The organism is Collinsella aerofaciens, from assembly GCF_015546965.1.
GTDB lineage: Bacteria > Actinomycetota > Coriobacteriia > Coriobacteriales > Coriobacteriaceae > Collinsella > Collinsella aerofaciens_X.
Genome location: NZ_JADMUF010000012.1, coordinates 1 through 26,064, shown reverse-complemented (window position 1 = coordinate 26,064; position 26,064 = coordinate 1). Strand labels below are relative to the sequence as shown.

The 26,064-nt window shown below is 57.9% G+C and carries 19 protein-coding genes and 2 tRNA genes; 17 read left to right on the top strand and 4 right to left on the bottom strand.

Features of this window, described 5'->3' with window-relative positions:
* Window positions 1-88 precede the first annotated feature (88 nt).
* The 3 genes from I1M21_RS08375 to I1M21_RS08365 are packed head-to-tail and all read left to right on the top strand — an operon-like array spanning window position 89 to window position 2,031.
* The gene (locus I1M21_RS08375) at window positions 89-889 is read left to right on the top strand and encodes a ParA family protein (protein ID WP_195193225.1); all 801 of its coding nucleotides are present in this window, start codon (window positions 89-91) and stop codon (window positions 887-889) included.
* Window positions 882-1,787 (top strand): ParB/RepB/Spo0J family partition protein, encoded by a 906-nt coding sequence (locus tag I1M21_RS08370; RefSeq protein WP_195193224.1) that lies wholly within the window; start codon window positions 882-884, stop codon window positions 1,785-1,787. The genes I1M21_RS08375 and I1M21_RS08370 overlap by 8 nt, the downstream gene beginning before the upstream one ends.
* Window positions 1,777-2,031: a hypothetical protein gene (locus I1M21_RS08365; protein ID WP_195193223.1), complete on the top strand. Its 255-nt coding sequence runs from the start codon at window positions 1,777-1,779 to the stop codon at window positions 2,029-2,031. Before I1M21_RS08370 ends, I1M21_RS08365 begins: the two co-directional genes overlap by 11 nt.
* Before the next feature lie 199 nt (window positions 2,032-2,230).
* Here the strand turns inward: I1M21_RS08365 and rlmN are convergent, their stop codons facing one another.
* The gene (rlmN, locus tag I1M21_RS08360; protein ID WP_055287295.1) at window positions 2,231-3,283 is read right to left on the bottom strand and encodes a dual-specificity RNA methyltransferase RlmN; all 1,053 of its coding nucleotides are present in this window, start codon (window positions 3,281-3,283) and stop codon (window positions 2,231-2,233) included.
* A gap of 85 nt (window positions 3,284-3,368) precedes the next feature.
* Here rlmN and I1M21_RS08355 point away from each other — a divergent pair, with 85 nt between their 5' ends.
* Window positions 3,369-4,334 carry a D-alanine--D-alanine ligase family protein gene (locus tag I1M21_RS08355; protein WP_195193222.1) on the top strand — a complete coding sequence of 322 codons (966 nt, stop codon included), beginning with the start codon at window positions 3,369-3,371 and terminating at the stop codon, window positions 4,332-4,334.
* Entirely contained in the window at window positions 4,328-7,222 is a 2,895-nt protein-coding gene (locus I1M21_RS08350; protein WP_195193221.1) for a helicase C-terminal domain-containing protein, read from the top strand. The genes I1M21_RS08355 and I1M21_RS08350 overlap by 7 nt, the downstream gene beginning before the upstream one ends.
* On the opposite strand, the gene I1M21_RS08345 is transcribed toward I1M21_RS08350, so the two are convergent.
* Both I1M21_RS08345 and I1M21_RS08340 read right to left on the bottom strand, forming a co-directional pair.
* A complete protein-coding gene (locus tag I1M21_RS08345) occupies window positions 7,219-8,136 on the bottom strand; it encodes a helix-turn-helix transcriptional regulator (protein WP_195193220.1) in 918 nt (305 codons plus the stop codon). The two genes, I1M21_RS08350 and I1M21_RS08345, sit on opposite strands and share 4 nt — an antisense overlap.
* The gene (locus I1M21_RS08340; RefSeq protein ID WP_195193219.1) at window positions 8,123-9,145 is read right to left on the bottom strand and encodes a helix-turn-helix transcriptional regulator; all 1,023 of its coding nucleotides are present in this window, start codon (window positions 9,143-9,145) and stop codon (window positions 8,123-8,125) included. Before I1M21_RS08340 ends, I1M21_RS08345 begins: the two co-directional genes overlap by 14 nt.
* Window positions 9,146-9,343: 198 nt before the next feature.
* Here I1M21_RS08340 and I1M21_RS08335 point away from each other — a divergent pair, with 198 nt between their 5' ends.
* Together I1M21_RS08335 and I1M21_RS09860 are read left to right on the top strand one after the other, a co-directional pair.
* Window positions 9,344-12,535: a hypothetical protein gene (locus I1M21_RS08335; protein ID WP_195193218.1), complete on the top strand. Its 3,192-nt coding sequence runs from the start codon at window positions 9,344-9,346 to the stop codon at window positions 12,533-12,535.
* 21 nt (window positions 12,536-12,556) lie between these two features.
* Entirely contained in the window at window positions 12,557-12,775 is a 219-nt protein-coding gene (locus I1M21_RS09860; RefSeq protein ID WP_022094153.1) for a hypothetical protein, read from the top strand.
* 67 nt (window positions 12,776-12,842) lie between these two features.
* Here the strand turns inward: I1M21_RS09860 and I1M21_RS08330 are convergent, their stop codons facing one another.
* A complete protein-coding gene (locus I1M21_RS08330) occupies window positions 12,843-16,274 on the bottom strand; it encodes a SpaA isopeptide-forming pilin-related protein (RefSeq protein WP_195193217.1) in 3,432 nt (1,143 codons plus the stop codon).
* 297 nt (window positions 16,275-16,571) lie between these two features.
* Between I1M21_RS08330 and I1M21_RS08325 the strand changes: the two genes are divergently transcribed.
* The 10 genes from I1M21_RS08325 (at window position 16,572) to I1M21_RS08280 (ending at window position 25,520) form a co-directional block, all read left to right on the top strand.
* Window positions 16,572-16,646: transfer RNA gene (locus I1M21_RS08325), tRNA-Gly, on the top strand.
* A gap of 424 nt (window positions 16,647-17,070) precedes the next feature.
* A complete protein-coding gene (gene purB / locus I1M21_RS08320; protein WP_055251306.1) occupies window positions 17,071-18,417 on the top strand; it encodes an adenylosuccinate lyase in 1,347 nt (448 codons plus the stop codon).
* Between the two features lie 128 nt (window positions 18,418-18,545).
* A complete protein-coding gene (locus I1M21_RS08315) occupies window positions 18,546-18,809 on the top strand; it encodes a TIGR03905 family TSCPD domain-containing protein (protein ID WP_117848466.1) in 264 nt (87 codons plus the stop codon).
* Window positions 18,809-20,020, top strand: a complete 1,212-nt coding sequence (locus I1M21_RS08310) for a twin-arginine translocation signal domain-containing protein (RefSeq protein WP_195193216.1) — start codon at window positions 18,809-18,811, stop codon at window positions 20,018-20,020. The genes I1M21_RS08315 and I1M21_RS08310 overlap by 1 nt, the downstream gene beginning before the upstream one ends.
* Window positions 20,021-20,173: 153 nt before the next feature.
* Window positions 20,174-20,896, top strand: a complete 723-nt coding sequence (locus I1M21_RS08305) for a response regulator (RefSeq protein WP_006236208.1) — start codon at window positions 20,174-20,176, stop codon at window positions 20,894-20,896.
* Between the two features lie 11 nt (window positions 20,897-20,907).
* Entirely contained in the window at window positions 20,908-22,473 is a 1,566-nt protein-coding gene (locus I1M21_RS08300; protein WP_195193215.1) for a sensor histidine kinase, read from the top strand.
* 118 nt (window positions 22,474-22,591) lie between these two features.
* A complete protein-coding gene (locus I1M21_RS08295) occupies window positions 22,592-23,470 on the top strand; it encodes a phosphoribosylaminoimidazolesuccinocarboxamide synthase (RefSeq protein WP_195193237.1) in 879 nt (292 codons plus the stop codon).
* Complete coding sequence (locus tag I1M21_RS08290) at window positions 23,471-24,046, top strand: hypothetical protein (RefSeq protein ID WP_195193214.1); 576 nt, start codon at window positions 23,471-23,473, stop codon at window positions 24,044-24,046.
* Window positions 24,047-24,135: 89 nt separating this feature from the next.
* Window positions 24,136-25,416, top strand: coding sequence for an aminopeptidase (locus I1M21_RS08285; RefSeq protein WP_195193213.1), 1,281 nt, complete (start codon window positions 24,136-24,138; stop codon window positions 25,414-25,416).
* 28 nt (window positions 25,417-25,444) lie between these two features.
* Window positions 25,445-25,520: transfer RNA gene (locus I1M21_RS08280), tRNA-Lys, on the top strand.
* The last annotated feature ends 544 nt before the right edge of the window (window positions 25,521-26,064 follow it).

Genomic DNA, 26,064 nt, shown 5'->3' with positions numbered 1-26,064 from the left:
ACGTGAAACATGGCGGTTGATATCGATTCGGAATGTTTCACGTGAAACATCCTCCGTTTGACAGCTTTAATACACACCAGGAGGGACCGTGGGATTTCGCGACGTTAAGCGTTCTAAGAGCGCAAAAGACACGCGTATCATTGCAATCATCAATCAAAAGGGCGGCGTCGGTAAGTCAACGACGGCTGTAAATCTTGCAGCAGCACTTGGTGAGCAGGGTCGTAAGACACTGATTGTCGATTTTGATCCACAGGGAAACAGCACCAGTGGATTTGGAATTGAAAAAGAAGACCTTGATCACTGCATCTATGATGCATTGTTGAATGATGTGTCGGCAGAATCGCTTGTTCTTGATACAAATTGCAAAAAGGTATTCGTAATTCCAGCAACAATTCAGCTTGCAGGCGCAGAAATTGAGCTCGTAAGCGCAATTGCTCGTGAAACCCGCCTCAAAGATTTGCTTGAGCCGATTCAGGACGAGTTCGATTTCATTTTCATTGACTGTCCTCCTTCGCTCGGCCTGCTTACTATCAACGCATTGACCGCAGCAGACAGCGTTTTGATTCCGATCCAGTGCGAATATTACGCACTCGAAGGCGTTACAAAGCTGCTTGAGTCAATGAAGATGGTCAAATCACGTCTGAACAAGGGCTTAGACACCTATGGAGTGCTTATGACCATGTATGACTCGCGTACTTCACTATCGAATCAGGTTGTTGAGGAGGTTCAATCGTACTTTGGTGATAAGGCGTTTAAGACGCTGATCCCCCGTACGGTTAAAATCTCCGAAGCTCCGTCTTTTGGAGAACCGGTAATTACCTATGCACCTCAGAATAAGGGTGCAAAAGCGTATATGAACCTTGCAAAAGAGGTGATCAAACGTGCCTAGTGTAAAGAAACGTGGCGGATTGGGACGTGGACTCAATGCTTTGGTCTCAGAGGCCGAGTATGAGACCGGTGGTTCGGCTGTGTCGGCTTCAAATGCCGCCTCTGAAACAAAGCTACCTATTGAGGATATTGTTCCCAACCCTAATCAGCCGCGAATTCACTTTAACGAAACTGAACTTCGCGAGTTGAGCGAGTCAATCCAAGAACATGGCGTTTTGCAGCCGCTTTTGGTTCGCAAGCATGGAAACGGCTATGAGATCATCGCTGGCGAGCGTCGTTACCAGGCGTCAAAGCTTGCTGGTCTTGAAGAACTGCCTGTCATCATTAAAGATGTTAATGATGAAGAGATGCTAGCTCTTGCTCTTATCGAAAATCTTCAGCGTTCAGATTTGAATCCAGTCGAAGAGGCTAAGGGCTATCGACAGCTCATCGATGCCAGCGGTATGACCCAGGAGGCATTGTCGAAGGCGGTAAGCAAGTCACGCTCTGCAATTACAAACTCACTGCGTCTTCTCGATCTCCCCGAAATAGTTCAGCAGATGATTTTTGAGGGCAAACTTACTGCTGGTCATGCACGTGCGATTCTTGCAGTTCCCTATGAGGACGCGCGAATTCGACTTGCAGAGAAAGTTGTTGCAGAGGGTCTTTCCGTAAGAGCGACAGAAAACCTTGCTCCGTTGTTTTCTGCCGGAGAGACACCTAAGACGCCGAGACCTGCAACGCCTCAATCTTTTAAAAAGGCTGCCCGTGTACTTCGTCAGGTTTTTAATACCAACGTGCGTGTGAAGAGCTCGCGTGGAAAGAATAAGATTGAGATTGAGTTTAAAGACGAGGAAGAGCTCTCTCGTATTCTTGGCGAAATGATTCAGTTTGATCAAGGAGGCCAAGATGAGGAATAAGATTTTAACAGCGATTGCATTGGCTACGACTGTCGCGGCTGGTGCCTTTGCTGGCTATAAGATCGCGACAGACGATGAACTGCGAGGTCGTTTGCTTCGTGGCGCGCAAGATATCGTCGATACTTCCAAAAAGAAAATGGATGTTATGACGGAAGATGTTGCCATGTGTACTGCTCAGGTAACGAAGAATCCCAAGATTAATCAAGGTTGGGTTAGCAACCAATGGGAAAATGTAGGCTATTAGGTACCTAACAATTGTTCAGTATATTCTAAGGGGTCCTTGTCTGATTCATGAGACAAGGACCCCTTATTTTGGCCGTAAAAAATGGGACAGGTAGCAGCAGATTCAAAATTAAGGTCAATAAATGAAACGACCCCGGTTGCATATTCTGTAACCGGGGTCGTTCGATGTTTCACATGAAACGTTTTAGGGTGCGACTCCCCTATGCGTTCTTCTGAACTTTGAAGCGCTGCTTCAGTTGTCCGCAAGCGGCGTCAATATCGTTACCACGGGAGTTACGAATCGTGGTCTCGATGCCACGGGACTCAAGACGACGCTGAAGATCCTCAACCTTATGAATCGGCGACGGCTTGAGCGGGCTGCCCTCGATGTCATTAAGCTGAATGAGGTTAACGTGGCACAGCGTTCCCTCGCAGAAGTCGCAGAGCGCCTGCATCTCGGGATTCGTATCGTTGACGCCTTCGATCATGGCATACTCATAGGTCGGGCGGCGGCCAGTCTTCTCGGTGTAGAGCTGGAGCGCTTCGTGAAGGCGAAGCAGCGTGTACTTCTTAACACCGGGCATGAGCTTATTGCGCGTCGACTGGATGGCGGAATGCAGGGAAACGGCAAGCGTGAATTGCTCGGGGATGTCGGCAAATTTGCGAATACCGGGAATAACGCCGCTGGTAGAGACGGTGAGGTGACGAGCGCCGATACCGATGCCGTCGGGGTCGTTGAGAATTCGCAGCGCCTTGAGGACCTCGTCGTAGTTGGCAAACGGCTCGCCCTGGCCCATAAAGACAACGCTCGTGGCGCGCTCACCAAAGTCGTTGGATACATGAAGTACCTGGTCGACGATCTCTTGAGCGGTCAGAGAACGCTTGAGGCCGTTGAGGCCGGTAGCGCAAAAGGCGCAGCCCATGCCACAGCCTGCCTGGGTGGACACGCAGACGGAAAGCTTGTTGCGACGGGGCATACCGACGGTCTCGACGGAAACGCCGTCGTGGTACTCGAGCAGATACTTGCGCGAGCCATCTTTGGAAACCTGCTTGGTGAGTTCAGTCGGCGTGTCAAAGGCAAAAGCCTCTTTAAGCTGCTCGCGGAAAGCCTTGGGAAGGTTGGTCATGTCGTCAAACGAACAAACGTTCTTCTCAAAGACCCATTCGATGAGCTGCTTTGCGCGGAAGGCGGGCTGGCCAAGTTCGGCCACGAGCTCGCGAATATCGTTTTGGCTCAAGTCGCGAATGTCCTGAGATTTAGTCCTGGGATTCATGGAAGCCTTTCGATTTTGGGGAAACGTAGAGGGTATCGCTACAATATGGTATCAGCTGCAGAAATTATAGAGGAGGAGTCTGCCCATGCCGGGTAAAAGCCTAAAGAACATGCACGTAGCGGTCTTGGCGGGCGGTCATTCCGCTGAGCGCGAGATCTCGCTCAATTCGGGAAAGAACGTCGTGGTGGCACTGAAGGAAGCCGGCTACACCTCGGTGGAGCTGCTCGACACGGCCGCTGATGACTTTATGGTAACCATGGCGACCGGCGGCTTTGACGTGGCGTTTATCGCCATGCACGGTGCCGGCGGCGAGGATGGTGCCATGCAGGGCGCCATGGAGACCCTGGGCATCCCCTACACGGCCTCGGGCGTGCTTGCCAGCGCCTGCGGTGCCGACAAGGAGGTCTCTAAGCTCCTGTACGCCAAGGCGGGCATTCCCATTGCCCCCGGCCTTGCGCTCGAGGTGGGCGATGAAGTCGATATCGATCATATCGTCGAGGTTTGTGGCGAGCGCTGCTTTGTGAAGCCGGCCGTCAACGGTTCCAGCTATGGCATTTCCCTGGTCCATGAGCCCTCCGAGCTGCCCGCGGCAATCGCCAAGGCGTTTGAGTACGGCGACAAAGTGCTGGTCGAGAAGTGCATCGAGGGTACCGAGATCACCGTTGGCGTATACGGTGAAGATGACGTGCGCGCCCTGCCGATTGTCGAGATCCGTAAGCCTGAGGACTGCGAGTTCTACGATCTGGACGTGAAATATGTCGACCCTACGGACATCCATCGCATTCCGGCGCAGATTTCACCCGAGAACTATGCTCGTGCCCAGGAGCTTGCCTGTGCCGCTCACAAGGCCCTCGGTTGCCTGGGCATCTCGCGCAGCGATTTTATCGTGAGCGAGGACGGCCCCGTTATCCTCGAGACCAATACCATTCCCGGCATGACCGATACGTCGCTGTATCCGGATGAGATCCGCCACACCGACGACATGACGTTCCCGCAGGTCTGTGACAGCCTGATCCGTATGGGTCTTCATCGAGCGGGCATTGCATGCTAATCGAGGACGCGGTTTCGTCAGGAACGCCGCAGTTTGTCATCGACTCCTATGCCACGCTAGCCGAACGCGCCAAAACGCAGTCCTTCGGCCTTATCGAGGAAGATGTGATCGTCCTCGATACCGAGACCACGGGTCTTTCGGTGCAGGACAATGAGCTGATCGAGATCTCGGCGGCCCGCCTTTCGGGCCGCGAGGTCGTCGACCGCTTCGATACCTTCGTGCATCCCAAGCAACTGATTCCCGCCGAGATTACCGAGCTCACGAGCATTACAAATGCCGATGTGGCAGATGCCCCGTCGGCCGTTGAGGCCGTTGCCGCTCTCGCCGATTTTGTCGGTGGTTGCCCGGTGATCGCACATAACGCCACGTTCGATCGCTCGTTTATCGAGTCGGTCAAAGGCGGCGTCAACGTGAGCGATATTTGGATCGATTCGCTGGCGCTGTCGCGCATCGCGCTTCCGCGCCTGGCCTCGCACAAGCTGTCTTTTATGGCCGATCTGTTTGGCTGTGACTCGGTATCACACCGTGCCAATGCCGACGTCGACGCCCTGTGTGGCGTATGGCGTGTGTTGCTCGTGGCGCTCACCGACTTGCCCCAGGGCCTCATGGCGCGCCTAGCCGACATGCATCCGGATGTGCCTTGGTCCTATCGTCCTATCTTCTCATTCTTGGCGGGGCAGAACCCTGGTTCTATCTTCTCTCTCAGCGCCGCTCGTGCTGACGTTCTCAAGGCCGATCGCGCCGACGATCGGGTGGACGCCGACGAACTGCCGGTCCTCAAGATGCCGAGTCGTGAGGAGATTGAGGCAGACTATGCGCCGGGTGGCCTGGTCAATCGCATGTATCCCACTTACGAGCCGCGTGATGAGCAGATCGCGATGGCGCTCGAGGTCCGCGATGCGCTGGTCACGGGCACACATCGCGTAATTGAGGCGGGCACGGGCGTCGGCAAATCGATGGCCTATCTGGTGCCTTTTGCCGAGGCAGCACGCCGTAACAACATCACGGTTGGTATTGCGACCAAATCGAACAATCTTGCCGACCAGCTCATGTACCATGAGCTGCCAAAACTTGCCGAGCAACTGGACGGTGGCCTGTCATTTTGCGCTCTCAAGGGCTATGACCACTATCCGTGCCTGCGCAAGCTTGAGCGCATGAGCCGCAGCCAGGTCGAGATTACCACCAAGCGCGATCCGGCGGACACGCTCGCGGCGGTCGCGGTCATTATGGCGTACGTCTGCCAATCAGCCGATGGCGACCTCGACTCGCTCGGCATTCGGTGGCGCAGCGTCAACCGCCCCGACTTTACGACGGCCTCGCGCGAGTGTGCTCGTCGCCTCTGCCCGTTTTTCCCTGATAAATGTTTGGTCCACGGCGCTCGCCGTCGTGCGGCGCATGCCGATGTGGTGGTCACCAACCATTCCCTGCTGTTCCGCAATGTCGCGGCCGAGGGCAGGATTTTACCTCCGATTCGTCATTGGGTAATCGACGAGGCTCATTCCATCGAGCGCGAGGCGCGCCGTCAGTGGGCGCGCGTGGTGTCGGCGGACGAATCACGCGTTCTGTTTGAGCGCCTGGGTGGCTCGAGCACCGGCGCGCTAAGCCAGGTTTCCCGTGATTTGGCAACCTCCGAGGGCTCTACGCTCTATCTGGGCCTTACTGCCAAGGCGACGTCGACGGTTGCGCGCGCGAGCATGGCAATCGCCGACGTGTTCGATGGCGTTCGCGAGCTCGGTCGCCGTGCCCGTGGGGGTTATGACAATGCCAATCTATGGATTGGCCCCGAGTTGCGCGAATCTGACGACTGGCATGATTTCTTGCAGTCGGCCTACACTGCCATCGACGCATTGGAACAGGCTGACAAGAGCGTCGACGCGCTGGTGCAAGCCGTCGCCGCCGACAAGCCCGAGGTTGTTGTCGACCTGGGTGATATTTCGCGCCGCCTGCACGAGCTGGCCGAGAACCTCAAACTCATCATTGATGGCACCGATGAACACTACGTGTATTCGCTGCAGGTCAATCGCAGGCTGCGTGCCGGCGGAGAGTCAATGACCGCAGAGCGCATCGACATTGGCGAGGCCTTGGCAACCGAGTGGCTGCCCGAGGTTCACACGGCTATCTTTGCCTCGGCGACCATGACGGTGTCCAAAAGCTTTGAACACTTTAACCACGCGGTCGGCCTCGATCGCATCGGTGCCTCAACATCCTCATCGTTGCACTTGGACTCGAGCTACGACTTCGATTCGAACATGGCTGTAGTCGTTGCGGGCGATATCCCCGATCCGCGTGACCGCGAGAGCTATCTTACGGCGCTCGAGCGCGTGCTGGTCGACGCCCATCTTGCCATGGGCGGATCGGTGCTCACACTGTTCACCAATCGGCGCGACATGGAAGACCTGTACGCCCGCGTTGAGCCCAAGATGGCCCGTGCGGGTCTGGAGCTCAACTGCCAGCAGCGCAACTCATCTCCTCGTCGCCTGCGCGATCGGTTTATCAACGAGCCGACTTCATCGCTTTTTGCGCTTAAGGCCTTCTGGGAGGGGTTCGACGCCAGCGGCGAGACGCTGCGCTGCGTCATCATTCCCAAGCTGCCGTTCTCGAGTCCCACGGACCCGCTCTCGTGCGAGCGCAACCTGCGCGAAGACCGCGCTTGGGCGCGCTATTCGCTGCCCGAGGCGGTGCTCGAGGTCAAGCAGGCGGCCGGCCGCCTTATCCGCTCGTCGACCGATTGCGGCGTGCTGATTCTGGCCGACCCGCGCCTGGTGACGAAGGGCTACGGAAAGAAGTTCTTAACGTCGCTGCCCACGAGCTCCTGCCAGCGCATCGAATCGGCGCAGATCGGTCACTATCTGCAACTGTGGCGCGCACGCCACGAGCGGCGGCGCTAAAGCGGACAGACAAGAGTTTTTGCCATATCGCACAGGCGCTTTGACAGGGCGGGGTCATCCAAGATGCGGATGGCTCCGCCCGCTGCGATTACCTGGCTCAGTAGCCAACGCTCAGAGCCGTAATGCACGGTTACCGTTGCCATGTCTGCCCCGCTGTGCTCGATTAGAGTGATGCCAGCCCAGTCCAGATGCTCCGCCATATCGAATGGCATCAAGAGCTTTGCGCTGCGCTGCGTCCGGGCAAGGGAATCGCGGAGGGATGCGACGTCCGGTGTGTGAGGCACGACGGAGTCTTCCGTCAAGGCGAGTTCCTCGATTTTATCCATGCGATAGGTGCGCTGCTCATCGACCGCGATGTCCCAGGCAATCAGGTATGTTTGGTCGCCGTTTACCGTAATGCGCAAAGGGTCGACCAGACGCTCGCGTGGCCGCGCATCGTCCATCGAGCGATACGAGATGCGGCAACGAACACCGTCCTGAATGGCGCAGCTCAGCTGCTGCCAGTGCGACCCGTGGTTGACGGTGTCAAAGACGCGCTGGTTATAGCCGAGCTCTTCGGGTAGAAGGGCATGTCGAATCCGAGCTGCCGTTTGCGGCTCGATCCCCAACGATTCAAGTTCATGGTTGAGCACAGCGCCCTCGGCGGTACTCAGGCGCAACGGTAGCACACGCCCGGCGTCACCAGTGAGGGCCACACGCTCGCCGCGGCATTCGCAGATGATGCGCGCGCCCGATTCTCGGTCTGCGAGCGTCGAGACGATCTCGAGAATCTCGTCGAGCGACACCCCCGTGATGTCAAAGCGGCTGCAAATCTCGGTTCGTGTCATGCCGTTCTCGCCGGCGGCGTAGAGGGCCTCCATGATGTCGATGGCGCGCGAGAGTCTCTGCTCGCTGGTGAGTTTACGCACGGGCATGCTCGTGCACCGTCCTTTCAATGAGGTGGTTCCACGCCTGCTTGAGCGATTCGGGGGCCATGGGCCTCATGCCGTCCATGGCGTGGGCCATGCAAAATGAGGCGGCGGCTTCAAGATCGCGCACGCCAACGGTCCAGGTCCATCCCGCATCGGTGTGTGCGAGCTCACCTCGCCCGCGCGTGAGGCCGTTGATCATATCGATCTGCGTCTGAGGGGCGAACGAGAACGTGGCTGCAACGGGCGGTCGGTCGGCGAAATCGAATTCAAAGAACAGATAGTCGTTGAGATTGAAGTCTGCAGGGATGGCGTAGGCCTTCGAAGGACGCCAAGCGCGAACGATACGGTCGCAGCGGAATGTCCTGATGTCGTCGGTGGCATTGTCGAGGCCGCAGAAGTACGCCACGCCCTCGCGCTCGAACATGCCGTAGACGCAGACGGTATGTTCTTTCTGCTCGCCGCGTCCGTTCTGATATAAAAATCGCAGCGCGCATCGCTCGGCAAAGGCGCTCCATACCGCATCGACGGTGGGGGAGCGGCGGATCGGTGCTTCGTCCACCGCCGACATGCCGGTGAGGTAGGCAATTTTGGAGCGAATATCGGCAAGCGGCGCGGCAAAGGTGGAAGAGCCGGCCGCTAGCGTCTGGTCGATGGCGTTGAGTAGGATGTCGGCGTCGTCTGCGGTGATGAGGCCACCTGCTGCAAACGTGTGCTCGCGGTCGATTGTCCACGAGCTTTCCTCGGTCTCCTGCGCACCGGCGGGGCGAACCTCCTTGATTAAGATGCCACGCTCGAGCAGTTTGTCACGATCGCGCCGAAACTTGCGCTTATCCGAGTCGATGTTGCCCGAGCCATATCCCAGGTCAGAATCCAAGACGATCTGCTCGGTCGTCAGCGGTTCGGGGGAGCTGTTGAGCACAAAGAAAAGATTGAGGATGCGCTGGGCAGTTTTATCGAAACTGGGCTCCGGCGTCCCCTTTTTGTTCGTAGCGGTCGTGTCGCTTGCCGTCATAGAGTCCTCGCATGGGAAGGTGGTTTGTTGCCATGATTTTAGTCCGATATGGAGATTAGGCTATATCCTTGTCCGCTCGGGGCGTTAAGATGGCCCGAATTCGGTCGTTTGCGCTCGCTCGGGGTATACTTTCGACTATATACGGTTCTAATGTGCATGCATTGGGCCTATTTGTCGGATTATGGATGTGGAGCGCACATGGCGAACACCCAGAACTATATTAACCACCTGCTGCAGAACACCGGCATTACGCCGGCATGCAGCGAAGAAGAGCGCTTGGCTGCCGAGGATATCGCTCAGATCTTCCGCAACCACGGCTTTGACCCCGAGGTTCAGGAGTTCAATGCCCCGGCGCCCAGTAGATTGGCATTTGCCGTTACCGGTATTCTTGCGTTTGCCGGCGCCCTGCTGATGGGCATCGGCGGCGGTATCGGCTTGGTCGGCACCTTGCTGGCCATTGTCGGCGCCGTTCTTTACGTGCTCGAGCGCACGGGCCACCCCGTGGTTTCGCGCCTGGGCAAGACGGGCGTGAGCCAAAATGTCATCGCCTACCACAAGGCCTCGGGCCCGCTCGCGTCTCCGCGCAACCGCCCGGTGGTCGTTGTCGCACACTACGACTCTCCCCGTGCTGAGCTGCTCGCCCGCGAGCCCTATGCTTCGTATCGTGCGCTCATCGCCAAGCTGTTGCCCGTTGCCACGGTTGCCCCTGCTGCCGTTGCCATCCTGCGTATCCTGCCGCTCCCCGGCGCGCTCAAGGTTCTGCTGTGGATTGTCGCGATCCTCGTTTCCCTCGTTGCACTTGCCAACGCGGCAAACATCATCTCTAACCGCCACATTCTTCCCTATACGTCCGGCGCGGTGTGCAACAAGTCTTCTGTCGCCGCTATGCTCGGCGTTATGGACAACGTTGCTCCCTTCCAGGGCGAGAACGAGTTTCCCGACGATGTTCCGTTCGATACCTATTTTGGGGAGCAGAAACGTCGTGCCGAGGAAATGGCGCGCGCGGCGGCGGAGTATGCCGCGGCCCAGCAGCAAAACGACTACGGCAACACCATCGAGTACGAAGAGCCTACCTACGCCGAGGACGAGTTCGGTCAGCCGATTGCTCCCGACGCTCAAACCGAGCCCGAACAGGGCGAGGCTTTTGACGAGCAGATCGAGGGCTTTGAGGGTGCGTCTGCCGACGAGACGCTGATTGGCGCCATCGTGCCCGAGGATCAGAATCAGGCTGTCCAGGACGAAGAGTTCAATGACGAGGTTCCCGCTGCTGAGCCGGCGGAGGAGCCTGCCGCGGCCGAGCCCGAGCCCAAGCTCTATCGCAACGCCGCCGGCAACATCCGCTTTGGTTCGGATGCCATCCGTGCGCTCGGAATGCTTCCCGAGTCCTGCACGCTCGATTACGAGGAGGGCGAGGAGCCGACGTTTGAGCCCGAGCCTGCGCCCGTCGTGACGGCGCCTGCGCCCGTTGCCACCGTGGATGATGAGTCTGCCGCGGTTACCGCTGCCGAGCCCGAGGCGGTGTCTGCGATCGATCCCGCGGCAGGACTGGACATTTTGGCTCCCGCCGCGCCGGCGCAAGACGTTGCGGACGAGTCTGACGACGATTACGTTGAACAGCCGAGGCGCGTGTCTTACGAGAGCGATACTGATTTCTCTGCCGAGATTCCCGCGGCAACGCCCCATGCCGATATTGCATCCGCGTTCTCTTCGATTGGCGCCAGCGCTTCCAGCTTCTTTAAGGGTGCGCTTGCAAAGGGCAGGAAATTTGTCGACGATTTCGAGGAGAAGCGCGCTGCCGCACGCGAGGCTGCCGAGCAGGAGGCTATCGCTCAGCAGCAGGCAGCCGAGGCGGCACGTGAGCGCGCGGCGCAAGAGTTTGAGCAGAACGAGGCTATGCAGTCCGGGCCCGTCGACGCTGCCGAAGCTACGACGTCCTTTGAGTCCCAGCAACCGACGTCAGCGGATGTTGTTGAGGCAACAACGTCTTTCGAGGCTCAGCAGCACGTCGATAGCACCATGTCGTTTGATGCCGCGCAGTTTGATTCCACGATAACGTTTGAAAAGCAAGGCACCGCAATTGCCGAGCCCCTTCCTGTTTCCGATGAGCAGGGCGACACGGCAGACGATGACGAGCCCATTGATGCTGCCGAAATCCAAGATGCCGCCGAGGACGAGTCCGTCGAGGCCAACTCTGACGAAGAGCAATACGCGGCAGCCGATCAAGGTGATTCGACCGAGGTCGAGCAGGAGGAAGTGCCTGCGGTTTCCGAGACTCCCGAGACGGATGAGTCGAGGCCTTACTCCACGCAGATTTTCACCATGCCGACCCCGAGTGGTTCCGGTGCCACGGTTGCCAATGTCGCTCCCACCCAGGACGAAACGGTCGATTCCCTTATGGCCCAGATTTCCTCCCAGGCATCGCCGCGTCCGCAGATGAATGTTCCCGATCCGGCGTCGGCACCGTCGCCTGCACCTTCCTCGTCTCCGCTGGCTTCGGTCCCCGATCCGTCGCTGCCGTCTATGAAGCAGGCAAACGTTGCGTCTCGCACGTCGCTGTTCGACCTTCCCGATCCCTCTGCCCAGGTCAACGACCCCTTTGCTACTGCCCAGGGTCCCGAACCCACATCGGCACCCGTTGCGCCTTCTATGCCCGTTGCGTCGGGCGCGCAGCCGATCGAGACCATTTCGGCTCCCGCCCCAGCGGCACCCAAGTCTCGCAAACGCGGCCTGGGTGGCCTGTTCGGTCGTAAAAGGAAAAACGAGCAGGACAGCATGAGTGATTGGCTGGGCGTCGAAGACGATTACGATGCCAAGAAGTCCGGTCGCGGTATCGGTTCATGGGATAACTTCGAGGACGATAACGATGGCTGGAAGGGCGGCGCTACGTCTTCCGATGGCGCTTCTTCCGAAGATATGCTCTCGGCTGTCGCCTCTATGGGCGATGATGAGCTGCTCGGTCACGATATCTGGTTTGTGGCAACGGGCGCCTCGGATTGTGATGGCGCCGGCATGAAGGCCTTCTTGGCTTCGCATCGCGATAAGCTCCGCGGCGTATTCTTCATCAATCTTGAATCCGTCGGCGCCGGTAGGCTTTCGGTGGTGACGGTCGAGGGCGAACAGCAGCTGCTCAAGGGCGATCGCCGCATCATGAACCTGGTCAGCAAGGTGTGCAAGTCGTTCCATGTCGATTGTGGCGCGCTCGAGATGCCCTATGCCAAGACCGATGCCTATGCCGCGCTCGAGGCGAGCCGCCGAGCCCTCACCATCGCCGGCGTGGACGGCACGCGTCTGGCTTGCGCTCGTACCGAGGACGACCTGCCCCACAATGTCAACCCGACGAACATTGCCACGGTATCCGAGGTCGTGACCGAGGTTATCCGCCGTTCGTAGACGGAGCTCTAAGGAGTCAACGTGTTTTCGTATATTAAGCGCCATTGGCCTGTCTACGTGATTTTGACCTTGATTGCCATTGCGTTAGGATTTGGGGCTGCCTACATCGTGGGTGCAAAGGGCTCGACCCCCGCCTCCGCAATCAGCGAAGAGGTGGAGCAAGAACAGAGTACGGGTGCCGATGGGATTCCTGAGTCCGAGCAGGCAATCGTTGATGGTGGATCTTCGTCTGCAGAGTAGATACGGCGATTTACATGATTGAAAGCGGGCGAGCCAGGGGGACTGGCTCGCCCGCTTTTTCATCGCGCTAGCGCTTCTTTGGGGTCGACCTAAGGCGAGCGAACCATAGGGCTGCGGCACCCGAGGTCAGGAGCGCGGTGATGCAAGCGGCGATGGGAACTGATCCTGTTGCCGGTAGGTCCTGCGGTAGGGTACAGCGTTGAATGACACGGTCCTCGTCATGTGACTCAAGTTTATCGCCGCCGCCGTTGCGGCAAAGATCGACGCGTGCGCTGTTGGTGAGTGCGGTTTGGGGCGTATAAGCCGACGTCGCCTGCATGTGCACGATTGCGCCCCGAGCGTCTGTGCCAAGGATTGCTTTGGCATCGTCAAGGTCGTCGTGCTCATCTTTGAGATCATCGCGGGTCCAAGAATCCGCATCGCTTCGAGTCGTAAAGCCGGCGGCTACCGCACCGTATTCAATGCGAATGCCCGTTACGACGGTATTGGACGCAAGGTCGAGTTCTTTCGCCTCGAGTGTGGTGGATTCCGTGGTCGAGACATCCGCCTTCCAGAGGTGCCAGCCGTCGTAATCGACGAGGCGGCAATCCTCACCCAGACTTTCCCTTACTTCGTCGGACTCAAGCCAAGGATTTTCGTGCCCATCGTCAAGTGTCGCGTTTGCCGGCTCATCGACGTCTGTCGAGTCCAACGGCGTCGTGCGATACCACACGTTGCACAGACCATTGAGGTCGCCGATGGCGACGGGGGTTTCGATTGAGACGAATCTCGCCGTATCGTCCTCGGCACACTCAAGATCATCGGTAATTGTAAACTCATCAACCCAGGTAGTTGAATCGTTTCGAGCGTCGATGGTATAGGAGAAAAGCCCATCCGTATTGGTTTGCATCGCGGCACGGTTTTTACCATCGCCGTTAGCCAACAGGCCCTTTTCGATAGGTTGGACAAGTTCCTGACGCTTGTCGACCTGCCCCTTGATCTCGATGGGCGCATCCTTCATCGCGACGGATTGGACTTCTCCCGTATCCTTTATTTCAAACGTTATCTCCTCGGCAAGGTCATAGGTCCGCGGAGACATCATTTCGCGCAACGAGTAGGTGCCGGGTGCAAGATGTTCGACGCGGTGTGGCTTGTCGGATGAGGTCCAGGAGTCTATTTCGGTTTTATCGGGACCATATAAGGTGAGCCGTGCGCCTTCTACTTCCTGCTCACCGCTTGCATCGACCTTGGAGATATCAACCTTGGTGTAATCGTCGGATACGTTAAGCCGTGCTTCTACAACGGGTGTTTTCTGGTCGGCATAAGTAAGGTCGACAATATGGGTTGTCTGATCGAGCAAGAAGCCTGCCGGCGCTTGAGTCTCGACAACCTCGTAGCGTGCGGTGCCAGATCCCAGTGGGAGGTTGTCCGCGCGTGCTTCTCCAGTTTCATCCGTCGTGACGGTCGCGACAGTCTCACCGTCGAGTGCGGCAATGCTACCGTCGGGGCGCACGATATCACCCGAGGCACGGATCTCAAAGATGGCGCCCGCGAGGCTGCTGCCGTCTACGGCATCGGTTTTAACGATCCTGATATTTCCGGTCGCGGCGAGGTCATAATACGAGGCGATTGCAACGGGCGTTAGGTTCATGTCGGCGGGTATGTTTACCTCGATTTCTTCGCTGACAAGATAGGGCTCTTTGGCCGAGGTTTCGCGTACATAATAGGTGCCCGGCACGAGCGATTCGGGCAGTGTGACGGTCCCGGTCGCGTCAGTCGTAAAGGTGTCCATTACGTTATGTGCTGGATACCAGCAAGTTTGTGAGACAGGTTCGTGATTGCTGTCGAGGAGTTGGAAGGTGAATCCGGCTAGGGGAACAGAAGCGCCTGTTTGGGCATCGCGTTTTACAATCTGGAGATGCGTCGACAGAGCGTGGTTGTCCACGATATATTGAAGCTCGGCGCCGTCGGAAATCTGATTTGCCCCGACGGTCCATTCCCCTGCACGTTTAAAACCCTCGGGGACGGTTTCCGGAACCTCGCGAACCGTGTAGCCGGCACGGTCGTATGGGACGGCTCCGTGGACACCGGCGGGTCGCTTGCCTGTGCCGAACCATGCTTCGGGCTGATCTTCGGTGGAGGCAAAGCCATAGATGTTTGTGGTCAGTGTGCCAACAACCTGCTGAGAGCTGTTGCTGACAACCTCAAAGACAACACCACCCGCCGGCTGCTCCAGGCCGGATTGGTCGCTATTGCCGTAATCCTTGAATTTGGAAATCTCAAGGTTAAACGCAATGGGGATATCGGAAACGCGAGATTCGATCTCGACCACGCCTGAATCGCCGAGCTGGTCGGCTCCAACGGTATAGGTCCAGCTGTCGTTGGATGGCAGGTAGCCCTCGGGGGCTTTTGATTCGTAGATGGTAAAGGTTCCTAAGGGGACATCGGCGAGGGTGGCCCGACCGCTTTCGTCGGTCGTGAGGATTTGTGCCCATCCAGGGGCTGATTGCGACACACACGTGAACTCTGCTCCTGCGAGCGAAGCTCCCACCTGGTGGCCGGCATTCGTCGCGGCATCGAGTTTTACGATACGCAGGTTGATGGTGCCGGGCTGTTCATCAATGGCGACCCGCCCGCCGTCATTCCCCGTGGTAAAGGCAATACGATCGTGGCGGGGGACATAGCCGGCCGGCGCCTTCGTTTCAACTAGGTAGTATGCCGTGTTGGGCAGAAGTGTTGCTTGCGCTCGACCGTTGCTGTCCATCTTGATGGTGCCGACACGCGCGCCGCTGGCGCTCTCAAAAATATCGAATGTTGCCCCGGTAAACTGATAGGTATTGTTTCCGCTGGTAATAACGGTGTTAGCAGACTGCTTTTGGAAGGAAACAGACACCGCCGGCAGTACATAGAGCATGTCTTGACGTTTGCTGCCGCCCGATACGGCCCCTAGATAGCGTCGCGCGCGGTGCGGAGCGGCTTTGATGCGTCCTGATTTTGCGCTGTCGTGGAGCCACCGCGCAGCCGCCACGACTTCATTGTCGGCGGTAAAGTGTCCGCTCTTGGTTTTACCCTGAGCGGTCGTGTAGGAGTAGGTGCCGTCGACATGGGTAGTGCCGTTGAGCATCCATACGGCAAGCTGGGTGGCGGCGCGGGCGCGATCGGGTGAAAGATGGTAACCGCCAAACGACGTGGTGGTGGGATATCCGTGACAAACGATTGCCGCGAACTCGTCGTCGAGCCACACCCAGCCTTGATCAAAGTTGAGCCATGGGCCGCCCGGTTTGGTGGGGCCGGGGCGCTCCTGGTTCATGCAGTAGGCAATCGAGGTGTCTTGAGCTTCATACTTGCCGATGAAGAAGGGTCCACAATCATCGCTAATAGTGCGGAAGCCGAGCTGGTCGTAGCCATCGACGGCAAATGCGGCTCCCGGTGCCAGGCAGCCGAAAAGCAGGAAGAGGAGCAGGAGCAGCGGACCTGTTGCGATTGCGCTGTGGACAGAGTGCGTGGGTGCGTTGGACATGGCTGCTCCTTATCCCTCGTGCGTCGCACGGGGAGGCTGCGACGCGTAGGATGAGGCTACCCCCGAGGTTCATGCGGGTAAGTACCGGAGCCTGACCAAAAGCTTGCCCAATTCCTGACAAATTGAGCTCAAATACAACAATCAAGCAAAAGCGCAGGTAGAAGATAAGGGGAACAGGAAGTCAAAGGTCCTCGTCTCCACAATTGACGCGATTTTCAAACGAATCTCCACAGCTAAAACAAGCATTGCCACCCTTGTATCGAACAAGACAACCGCGTTATACTATCCCCCACATATGCGGGCATCGCCAAGTGGTAAGGCATCAGCTTCCCAAGCTGACACTCGCGGGTTCGAGTCCCGTTGCCCGCTCCATTCGAATTTCAGGCACGGTAACGTTTCGTTACCGTGCCTTTTTCAATAAAGTGCCGGGACTCGAACCCGACGGGGTGCGAGCGTTAAATAAACGCGAAGCGTTTATAGCGAGCAGGCAAGGTCGCCGATAGGCGGCCGCAGCCGGTGCGGATTTGCGAAGCAAATACGCGGACGTCCCGTTGCCCGCTCCATCAGCAAAGGAAGACGTGGGGACGGACAATTCGGCGGAGTCTTCCCCTTCGGCTTCGTGAAGCTGAGGGGCTCGCCTGAAGCCGGTGCGGATTTGCGAAGCAAATACGCGGATGTCCCCATGGCTGCTCTTGCGGCAAAATGTTAGGTTAATGCCTACTGCCCATACTTGCACCTGCGCACGGTACAATGGTTGGGTTACGACCAACGTGCCAATAACCAAAAGGGAGCCGCTATGATCGATCGCTATACCCGCCCGGAGATGGGACACATCTTCTCCCTCGAGAACAAGTACGCCATTTGGCAGGAGATCGAGGTTCTGGCCTGCGAGGCCCAGGCGGAGCTCGGCAAGATTGGTATTTCCAAAGACGAGGCCCAGTGGATCCGCGACCATGCCAACTTTGAGAAGGCGAAGGTCGATGAGATCGAGGAAGTCACGCGCCACGACGTCATTGCCTTCCTGACCAACATGAAGGAATACATCGATGCCGATGTTCCCGAGGGCGACCCCAAGCCCAGCCGCTGGGTTCACTATGGCATGACCAGCTCCGATCTGGGCGACACGGCCCTGTGCTACCAGCTCACCCAGGCCTGCGACCTGATCATCGAGGATGTCAAGAAGCTCGGCGAGATCTGCAAGCGTCGCGCCTTCGAGGAGCGCAACACGCTCTGTGCTGGCCGCACTCATGGCATCCACGCCGAGCCGATGACCTTCGGCATGAAGTTTGGCTCTTGGGCCTGGGAGCTCAAGCGCGATCTGGACCGTCTTGAGGACGCCCGCAAGAATGTTGCCTTCGGTGCCATCTCGGGCGCTGTCGGCACGTACAGCTCCATCGAGCCGTTTGTCGAGGAATATGTCTGCGAGCACCTGGGCCTGGTTCACGACCCGCTGTCCACGCAGGTTATCAGCCGCGACCATCACGCCTACCTCGCCGGCGTTCTCGCCACCACCGCGGCCACCTGTGAGCGTATCGCTACCGAGGTCCGCAACCTGCAGAAGACCGATACGCTCGAGGCCGAGGAGCCCTTCCGCAAGGGCCAAAAGGGCAGCTCCGCCATGCCGCACAAGCGCAACCCCATCACCATGGAGAAGGTCTGCGGTCTGTCGCGTGTCGTGAAGTCCAACGCCCAGGTTGCCTTCGATAACGTCGCCCTGTGGCACGAGCGTGACATTTCGCACTCCTCTGCCGAGCGAGTCGCCCAGGCCGATAGCTTCATCGCGCTCGACCACATGTTCCAGTGCCTCATCCGTGTTATCGACGGTCTGCAGCTGTATCCCGCTCGCATGATGGCCAACCTTAACAAGACACGCGGCCTCATCTTCTCCTCCAAGGTCTTGCTGGCCCTCGTCGATACGGGCATCACCCGCGAGGACGCCTACGCTATCGTGCAGGAGAACGCCATGGCAACCTGGCACGAGGTACAGGATTGTGTCTCCGGCCCCACCTTTAAGGAGCGTCTCGAGGCCGACCCGCGCTGCACCGTCAGCCAGGAGAAGCTCGACGAGATTTTTGATCCGTGGGACTTCCTCACTCGTATCGACACAGTCTTTGATCGTCTGGAGCAGCTGAGCTTCGAGTAGGTTCGAGCATAACGTTAGCTTTTTAGGGCGCTTTGCTGGTAATGTGTGTTGCCGGCAAAGCGCCTCGTTGCATTTAGGGAAAGACGGGGATAATAGTCGTCTCGAATAACATTCTGAGAGGGGATCGCATGATTTCGTTTGATTACAAGCCTCAGGGCGTGTGTGCTCGCAATATTCACCTTGACCTTTCCGATGACGGCAACAAGGTGATGGGCGTTGAGTTTACCGGTGGCTGCGACGGCAATCTCAAGGCAATCTCCAAGCTGGTCGAGGGCGCTCCTGCCGATCGCGTAATCGAGGTTCTCGCCGGTAATACCTGCGGTATGAAAAAGACCTCCTGCGCCGACCAGCTTACACGCGCTATCGAGGCCGCTCGCGCCGAGATCGCCTAATGGGTATCGCCGATCACAACAAGAACGGAATATCGCGTCGCGGCTTTGTGCTCGGTGGGGCTGCCGCGGGCGCTGCCACGGTGCTTGCCGGATGCTCGAAAAAAACGGGCACCAGCGATGATGCCACCGGCGAGCCGCAGGTTATCAAGGACGATTCCAAAATCATCTCGATTACGGATGAGTACGAGGCAGTCGACATCGATCTTGAGCCGGCGGCGTCGTGGACGCTGCCTCTGGGTACGCTGCTGTACTACTGCGACGGCGATTACGCCGCGGCGATGATGGCGCCCGCATCGGCACTGCACGCCAACACACTCGGTGTGCTTAACCTGGGCGATGGCTCGCTTACCACATTAATCGAGGATCCTATCGAGGGCACGGGATATGCATTCTACGATGTCCGTGCCGGCGACGGCGTATTCGCGTGGGTTGAGATGAACTTTGCCAATTCATCGTGGAAACTCTACGCTCAAAATCTATCGGGCGCTTCGCTCTCTGGCGATGTGGTTGAGCTCGATCGAGGTGGCAAGGACTATGATCCGCCCCTGTTTACGGCGTTTGGGTCATCGGTTATCTGGTATAAAATGCCTTCGGCAGGCGGCAATAAAACGAGTAGTGATTCGTTTTGCTATCGTCGCTCGCTTGATGAATCCAAGGCCGAGGCAATTTGGAAATCGACGGGCCGCTTTGCATCGGCCCCGCGCGCGAGCGACGGCATTTTGACCATCTCGCCGCGTGTCCGCAACGACGAGGGCGTCTACTACGGCATAACGGCAATTGATCTGACCGACGGCAACAACACCAAGCGTGCCCAGCTGGTCCTCCCTTCGTCAGTTTCGCCTTTCGAGGCCGTGTATATGGGCGATACCTTCGTGTTTTCTATCGAGGCGGCCTATAGTGGCGTGGGCAGCCTGGGCAATATGGGCACGTATATCGGTAATGAGGGAGGGCCGTACCTCTTCCTGTCACGCGAGCCGCTCGCATGTGCGGCTGGCAAGAAGAATAAATACCTTGTTAAGGTACAGGCGTCGCATTTCCTGATCGACACCTCTGCCAAGACCTATGGCTCGCTGCTGTCGCCCGACCGCGCTTTGGAGTATGGCGATTATCCAGCTACGGCGGGAAAATCGGACTCATTCCTTACGTACGCCACGGTGCGCAACAGCCAGGGTATACCAGAGACGGTCGCTGCACGCCTATTTTCTCTTTAAGCTTAGAGGGGTTAAAAAGGCGCCAACAGGGGAATAAACGCGTTGTAATTGTGAGTACCGCCCGCCGAGCTGCCGCGTCATAGCGGCATCCGGCGGGCTCAGGTGCGTTAAAATGGGCTTGTTCTTAGCTAATTGAGACAGGGGGGCCGTGTTATGGCTTCAGATGCAAAAAAGATTCTGCTGGTCGAGGATGAGAAGGCAATCCGTGACGCCGTCGCTGCCTATCTCGAGCGCGAAGGCTACTGGGTTGTGGGCGTCGGCGACGGCCAGTCCGCGATCGAGGAGTTCGAGAAGCATCAGTTCGACCTGGTCGTGCTCGACCTTATGCTCCCCAAGATCCCCGGCGAGCGCGTTTGCCGCACCATTCGCGATACCTCGGATGTCCCCATCATCATGCTGACGGCTAAGGGCGAGATTGAGGACCGTATTATCGGTCTTGAGCTCGGCGCCGACGACTATCTGATTAAGCCGTTCTCGCCGCGCGAGCTCGTCGCCCGCGTTCGCGCTCTGTTCCGCCGTGCCCATCAGGCCGACGAGCCCGCCGTCGAGGTACTCGACTTCGGCGATCTGGTCATCGATATCTCGGGCCACAAGATCTTGGTCGAGGGTAAGGAAGTCGATCTGACGGCTTCCGAGTTCAAGCTGCTCACCACGCTTGCCCGCCATCCCGGCCGTGTGTATAACCGCATGGAGCTGGTCGAGAAGGTGCTCGGGTACGACTTTGAGGGCTATGAGCGCACCATCGATAGCCACGTGAAGAACCTTCGCGCCAAGCTGGGCGATGATCCCAAGAAGCCCAAGTGGCTCTACACCGTCCATGGTGTCGGCTATCGCTTCGAGGCTCCGGCTAAGACCGATAAGTCGGACGAGAAATAGGGAAATCACATATGACACCTGCGCGCTTTGAAATCGGACAAAAGCACAAGCAGGAGAGCGAGGCGGGTTCCAAGGCTAGTTGGAACACGCCTCGTTCCGATTCACGGCCAACGATGAGCTATCCCTCGCGCATGGCACTTGCTTTTGCTCTGACATCGCTCATGACAGTATTGGTGCTGGTGGGCGTTGTCTCTGTTGTGTGGGGCACGGTCTTTTCGGATTACACACGCTCCAATATCGTCGAAATCGCAAATTCCGCTGCCGAGAAGTTGGCGACCTCATATGAGGAAAACGGCTCTTGGACCGCGGGAGAACTGCGCACGGTCGCAACATCGAGTTTGGTTTCCGACGATCTGGGCATGCAGGTCGTCAATAAAAAGGGCGTGATCGTTTATGACGATTCCTGGCCCTCGGCAAGCGCCACCGCCGATGTACGCGAAAACCAGGCTACGACCGACGACACGAGCGGCAAGAGGGCATCGCATAGCCCGGTCTCGTCTGCTCCAACCGACTCCGATAGCGTTGCTAACGTCGAGATTGTTACGTCTTCCGGCGAGCATGTCGGACAGGTAAAGCTGTGGGCCATCGGCTCCGATGCCCTGCTCACCAGGGCAGATTCAGCATTCAGAGAGAAGACCTTTAACGCCATGGCCCTTGCCGCGGTTGTGGCCGTCTGCATCTCGGTCGTTATCGGAGCGCTCATGTCGCGCATGCTCACCAAGCCGATTCATCGTATTACCAGCACCGCCAAGCAGATTCGCGATGGAGACCTGTCCGCTCGTACGGGCTTGCGCGGCGATGATGAGATCGATCAGCTGGGAGAGACCTTCGACGAGATGGCCACCTCGCTCGAAAAGGATATGAAACACGAGAAGCGCCTGACCTCTGATGTTGCCCACGAGCTGCGCACGCCGCTCATGGCCATGCTTGCAACGGTCGAGGCCATGCAAGACGGTGTGTATCCCACCGACGACGAGCACCTGGAGACAGTCGCATCGGAGACGCGTCGTCTGGCCCGTCTGGTGCAGCAGATGCTCGACCTGTCGCGCATGGAAAACAGTACCGCGCCGCTCAACCTGGAGCCGGTGGACATGGTGCCGTTTGTGCGTTCGATTGTGAATGGCCAGGAGCGCCTGTTTGCCGACCGTGACCTGCGTCTGCGCTTTGCAGATGAGACGCAGGGCCACGATGACGTTGTCGAGGCGGATCCCGACATGATCACGCAATGCGTCATCAACCTCTTGAGTAACGCCATGCGCTATACCCCCGAGGGGGGTTGGGTCGTGGTGTCGGTGCTCAGCGACCGCAAGCACGTCGATATCGCGGTTTCGGATACAGGCATCGGTATCGCCAAGGATGATTTGTCGCGCATCTTCGGTCGTTTTTGGCGTGCCGACGCCAGTCGCGCCCGCGAGGCGGGTGGCCTGGGCGTGGGCCTCGCCGTGACCAAGCAGATTGTCGAGCGTCATCACGGCTACATATCCGTGGAGTCGGAGCTTGGAAAGGGTACGACTTTTACGATTCATCTGCCTCGCGAGCACACGGCGGACGCGGCATCTACTACAATGGAGCACTAGCTTTTCGCTATTCGGTGAAGGAGGGGTTTCGTCCCTGCCGCTCCGAGTTTGCGAAAACGTGCGGGAAAGAACCCGCATTACTGTCGTATTTTGGTAAGGAGTGACTCACGTGACTACGATGGAGCGTCGTCCGGATTCCCGTGGCAAGGTTCGTGATATCTACGATGCCGGTGAAAACCTGCTGATGGTCGCCACCGACCGCATTTCTGCGTTCGACTTCATTCTTCCCGACGAGATTCCGTTTAAGGGAGAGGTGCTCAACCGCATCTCGGCATTCTGGTTCGATAAGTTTGCCGACATCGTTCCCAACCATCTCGTCTCCATCGATCCGGCGGATTTCCCCGAGGAGTTTGCCGAGTATCGTGACTACCTCGCAGGTCGCGCCATGCTGGTCAAGAAGGCCCAGACGATTCCTATCGAGTGCATCGTCCGCGGTTATCTGACCGGTTCGGGCAAGAAGACCTATGACGAGAACGGCACCGTCTGCGGCATCCAGCTGCCCGAGGGTCTGACCGAGGCCTCCAAGCTTCCCGAGCCGCTGTTCACGCCGTCCACGAAGGCCGAGATCGGCGACCACGACGAGAACATTTCGTTCGAGCGTTGCTGCGAAATCGTGGGTGAGGACATCGCCACGCAGATTCGCGACCTGTCCCTCAAGATTTACAAGGCCGCTGCCGAGTATGCCGCGACTCGAGGCATCATCATCGCCGACACTAAGTTTGAGTTTGGTGTCATCGATGGCAAGGTTTCGCTGATCGACGAGTGCCTAACGCCCGACTCCAGCCGTTTCTGGCCCGCCGCCAGCTACGAGGAGGGCAAGATTCAGCCCAGCTACGACAAACAATTCGTCCGCAATTGGCTCAAAGCCAACTGGGATATGACGGGGGAGACCCCGCACCTGCCCGCCGAGGTCATCGATGGCACGTCCGAGCGCTATCGCGAGGCCTTCCAGATCATCACGGGCTCCCAGTTCACAAGCATGAAGGAGAACGCATAAGTGAGTACCCGTAGCGCCACGAACAAGCGCACGCAATCCCACGAAGTTACCGGGGTTGCGCGCAAGTCCGCCGCATCTGCTAAACCCGCCCGCCAGGCAGCGAGCTCCGTTCGCGTCGTGCCAGCATCATCCAAGGCACGCCGCAAAGAGCTCGAGAAGGGTGAAAACCTGGACGGCCTTTCCAAGGAGGAGAAGCGCGCCCGCAAGGCTAAGCAGCGCGCCAAGGAGGACCGCATCTATACGGTGTCGAATATCCTCCTTAAGCAGGACGAGGACTACACCAAGCGCCGCCGTATTTGGTGGGCTGTGCTCGCTATCGGCATGGTACTCGTCGTGGCAATTTGGGCTTCGCTCTACTTCGCTCCCGGCGGTACGGTGTCCAGTCCTGTTCAGATGGTCGGCATCGTTTTGTCCTATGTCATCATCCTGGGTGACTTTATCTACGACTTCGTTCGTATTCGTCCCTTGCGCAACATGTACCGCGCGCAGGCCGAGGGCATGTCCGAGAACAAGCTCAACGCTCTTATCGAGCGCTCGGCTGCCGAGGAGGACAAGAAGGACTCCAAGAAGAAGTAGCGTTTGTATCCATACATATCGCTAAGATATAAGGCGCGTCGTTTTAGCGGCGCGCCTTTTTACTGTTCTATAGATAGATGGAGTGGCACATGATTCGAGCTGCCCTGACGGTCGAAGAAGCTCTGGAGGGCATGAAGGCCCTGGAGCCCAAGATTAAAAACTATGCGCGCCTGGTTGTCCGCAAGGGCGTAAACGTCAAGCCCGGCCAGGAGGTTGTCGTTCAGTCTCCGGTCGAGTGCGCGCCCTTTGCCCGCGTGGTGGTTGCGGAGGCTTATGCCGCCGGCGCTGGCCACGTGACGGTCATTTGGGCCGATGATGCCGTGACGAGGCTCACGTACGAGCATGTCGAGAAAAGCTATTTTGAGCAGACGCCCGAGTGGAAGCGCCTGCAGCTGGATTCCCTGGCCCAGGACGGTGCCTGCTTTATCTTTATCGAGGGTGCGGATCCTGCGGCTCTCAAGGGTATCGATCCCGCCAAGCCCGCTGCAGCTTCTAAGGCAAGGAACACGCAGTGCAAGGTCTTCCGCCGTGGACTGGACTACAACATCAACCCGTGGTGCATCGCCGGCGCTCCGGTCGTGGCTTGGGCGCGCGAGGTGTTCCCGGGAGACGCCGATGAGGTTGCAATCTATAAGCTGTGGAATGCGATTCTGCACACCGCTCGCGCCGATGGCCAGGACCCGGAGAGCGACTGGGAGCTTCATGACGCAGCGTTCGAAAAGAACTTGCGCTTCCTGAACGACAATCGTTTTGACCGGCTGCATTACACCTCGGCAAATGGAACCGATCTGACGATTGGCATGACGAAGGGTCACGAGTGGGCCGGTGGCAAGGGCAAGACGCCCGATGGACACCCCTTCTTCCCCAACATCCCCACCGAGGAGGTTTTCACCTCGCCCGATCGCATGCGCGCCGACGGTATCGTGTACTCGGCCATGCCGCTCATCCACCACGGTAACAAGGTTGACGATTTTTGGATTAAGTTCGAGGCCGGCCGCGTAGTGGACTACGATGCCCGTGTGGGCAAGGCGACGCTTGCGAGCATTATTGACACCGATGAAGGTGCCGCTCATCTGGGCGAGGCCGCGCTCATTTCCAAGAACACTCCGATCCGCGAAAGTGGCGTTCTGTTCTATGACACGCTCTATGACGAGAACGCCAGCTGTCATCTTGCGCTGGGAGTCGGCTTCCCCGAATGCATCGAGGGTGGGTATGACATGTCCAAGGAGGAGCTCCTGGAGCATGGTGTTAACGTCTCGAGCGCGCACGTCGACTTTATGATTGGCACGGACGATATCGATATTACGGGCATCACACCTGATGGACGTGAAGTTGTGATTTTCCAGAACGGCCAATGGAGTTGGGAATAGTCCCAGACCGTGGTACAATGCCACCCGCGGGCCGTTAGCTCAGCTGGCAGAGCAGGGGACTTTTAATCCCAAGGTCCAGGGTTCGAACCCCTGACGGCCCACCATAGAATAGAAAAGCGACTGGCGGATGCCGGCCGCTTTTTTATTGCCGCGCCACGGGTTCGAACCCGAAAGGGCGCGGAGCTGAGTAAACGCGCGAGCGTTTGCCAGCGCAGCGCGCAAGGCGCGAAAGCGCCGCAGCGGCCGCCTGCGGAGCAGGCTGAACCCCTGACGGCCCACCATAGAATAGAAAAGCGACTGGCGGATGCCGGCCGCTTTTTTGTTGCCGGTGCACGGGTTCGAACCCGAACTTCTCTATATATAAGAACGCTCGGCGAACAAAACCTGCCTTTTACCGACGGGAAACAAATAGCTGATGCTTTTGGAGTAAAGTGGCGCTCCAGAGATGACCGATGCCTTAACACCTATAAAACAGCTGGTCATCGCCAATATCAGAAGCCAATGCTTCAGTTTTAACCCCAGTGATGCGACTGAGGGACCTATTCATTTGTGAACAAAATATGGAGTGCGGGATTCCCGCCCGCGGGGGCCCTCCGGTCTGGCAATATATCTCCTTGCCGCGCGGCCCGGTCGAACCGGATGGACCGC

What these genes read in the sequence shown, in the direction of transcription:
- I1M21_RS08365 (WP_195193223.1), top strand. Translation starts at nt 1,777, where the DNA reads ATGAGGAATAAGATTTTAACAGCGATTGCATTGGCTACGACTGTCGCG.
- rlmN (WP_055287295.1), bottom strand. Translation starts at nt 3,283, where the DNA reads ATGAATCCCAGGACTAAATCTCAGGACATTCGCGACTTGAGCCAAAAC.
- I1M21_RS08355 (WP_195193222.1), top strand. Translation starts at nt 3,369, where the DNA reads ATGCCGGGTAAAAGCCTAAAGAACATGCACGTAGCGGTCTTGGCGGGC.
- I1M21_RS08350 (WP_195193221.1), top strand. Translation starts at nt 4,328, where the DNA reads ATGCTAATCGAGGACGCGGTTTCGTCAGGAACGCCGCAGTTTGTCATC.
- I1M21_RS08345 (WP_195193220.1), bottom strand. Translation starts at nt 8,136, where the DNA reads ATGCCCGTGCGTAAACTCACCAGCGAGCAGAGACTCTCGCGCGCCATC.
- I1M21_RS08340 (WP_195193219.1), bottom strand. Translation starts at nt 9,145, where the DNA reads ATGACGGCAAGCGACACGACCGCTACGAACAAAAAGGGGACGCCGGAG.
- I1M21_RS08335 (WP_195193218.1), top strand. Translation starts at nt 9,344, where the DNA reads ATGGCGAACACCCAGAACTATATTAACCACCTGCTGCAGAACACCGGC.
- I1M21_RS08330 (WP_195193217.1), bottom strand. Translation starts at nt 16,274, where the DNA reads ATGTCCAACGCACCCACGCACTCTGTCCACAGCGCAATCGCAACAGGT.
- purB (WP_055251306.1), top strand. Translation starts at nt 17,071, where the DNA reads ATGATCGATCGCTATACCCGCCCGGAGATGGGACACATCTTCTCCCTC.
- I1M21_RS08315 (WP_117848466.1), top strand. Translation starts at nt 18,546, where the DNA reads ATGATTTCGTTTGATTACAAGCCTCAGGGCGTGTGTGCTCGCAATATT.
- I1M21_RS08310 (WP_195193216.1), top strand. Translation starts at nt 18,809, where the DNA reads ATGGGTATCGCCGATCACAACAAGAACGGAATATCGCGTCGCGGCTTT.
- I1M21_RS08305 (WP_006236208.1), top strand. Translation starts at nt 20,174, where the DNA reads ATGGCTTCAGATGCAAAAAAGATTCTGCTGGTCGAGGATGAGAAGGCA.
- I1M21_RS08300 (WP_195193215.1), top strand. Translation starts at nt 20,908, where the DNA reads ATGACACCTGCGCGCTTTGAAATCGGACAAAAGCACAAGCAGGAGAGC.
- I1M21_RS08295 (WP_195193237.1), top strand. Translation starts at nt 22,592, where the DNA reads ATGGAGCGTCGTCCGGATTCCCGTGGCAAGGTTCGTGATATCTACGAT.
- I1M21_RS08285 (WP_195193213.1), top strand. Translation starts at nt 24,136, where the DNA reads ATGATTCGAGCTGCCCTGACGGTCGAAGAAGCTCTGGAGGGCATGAAG.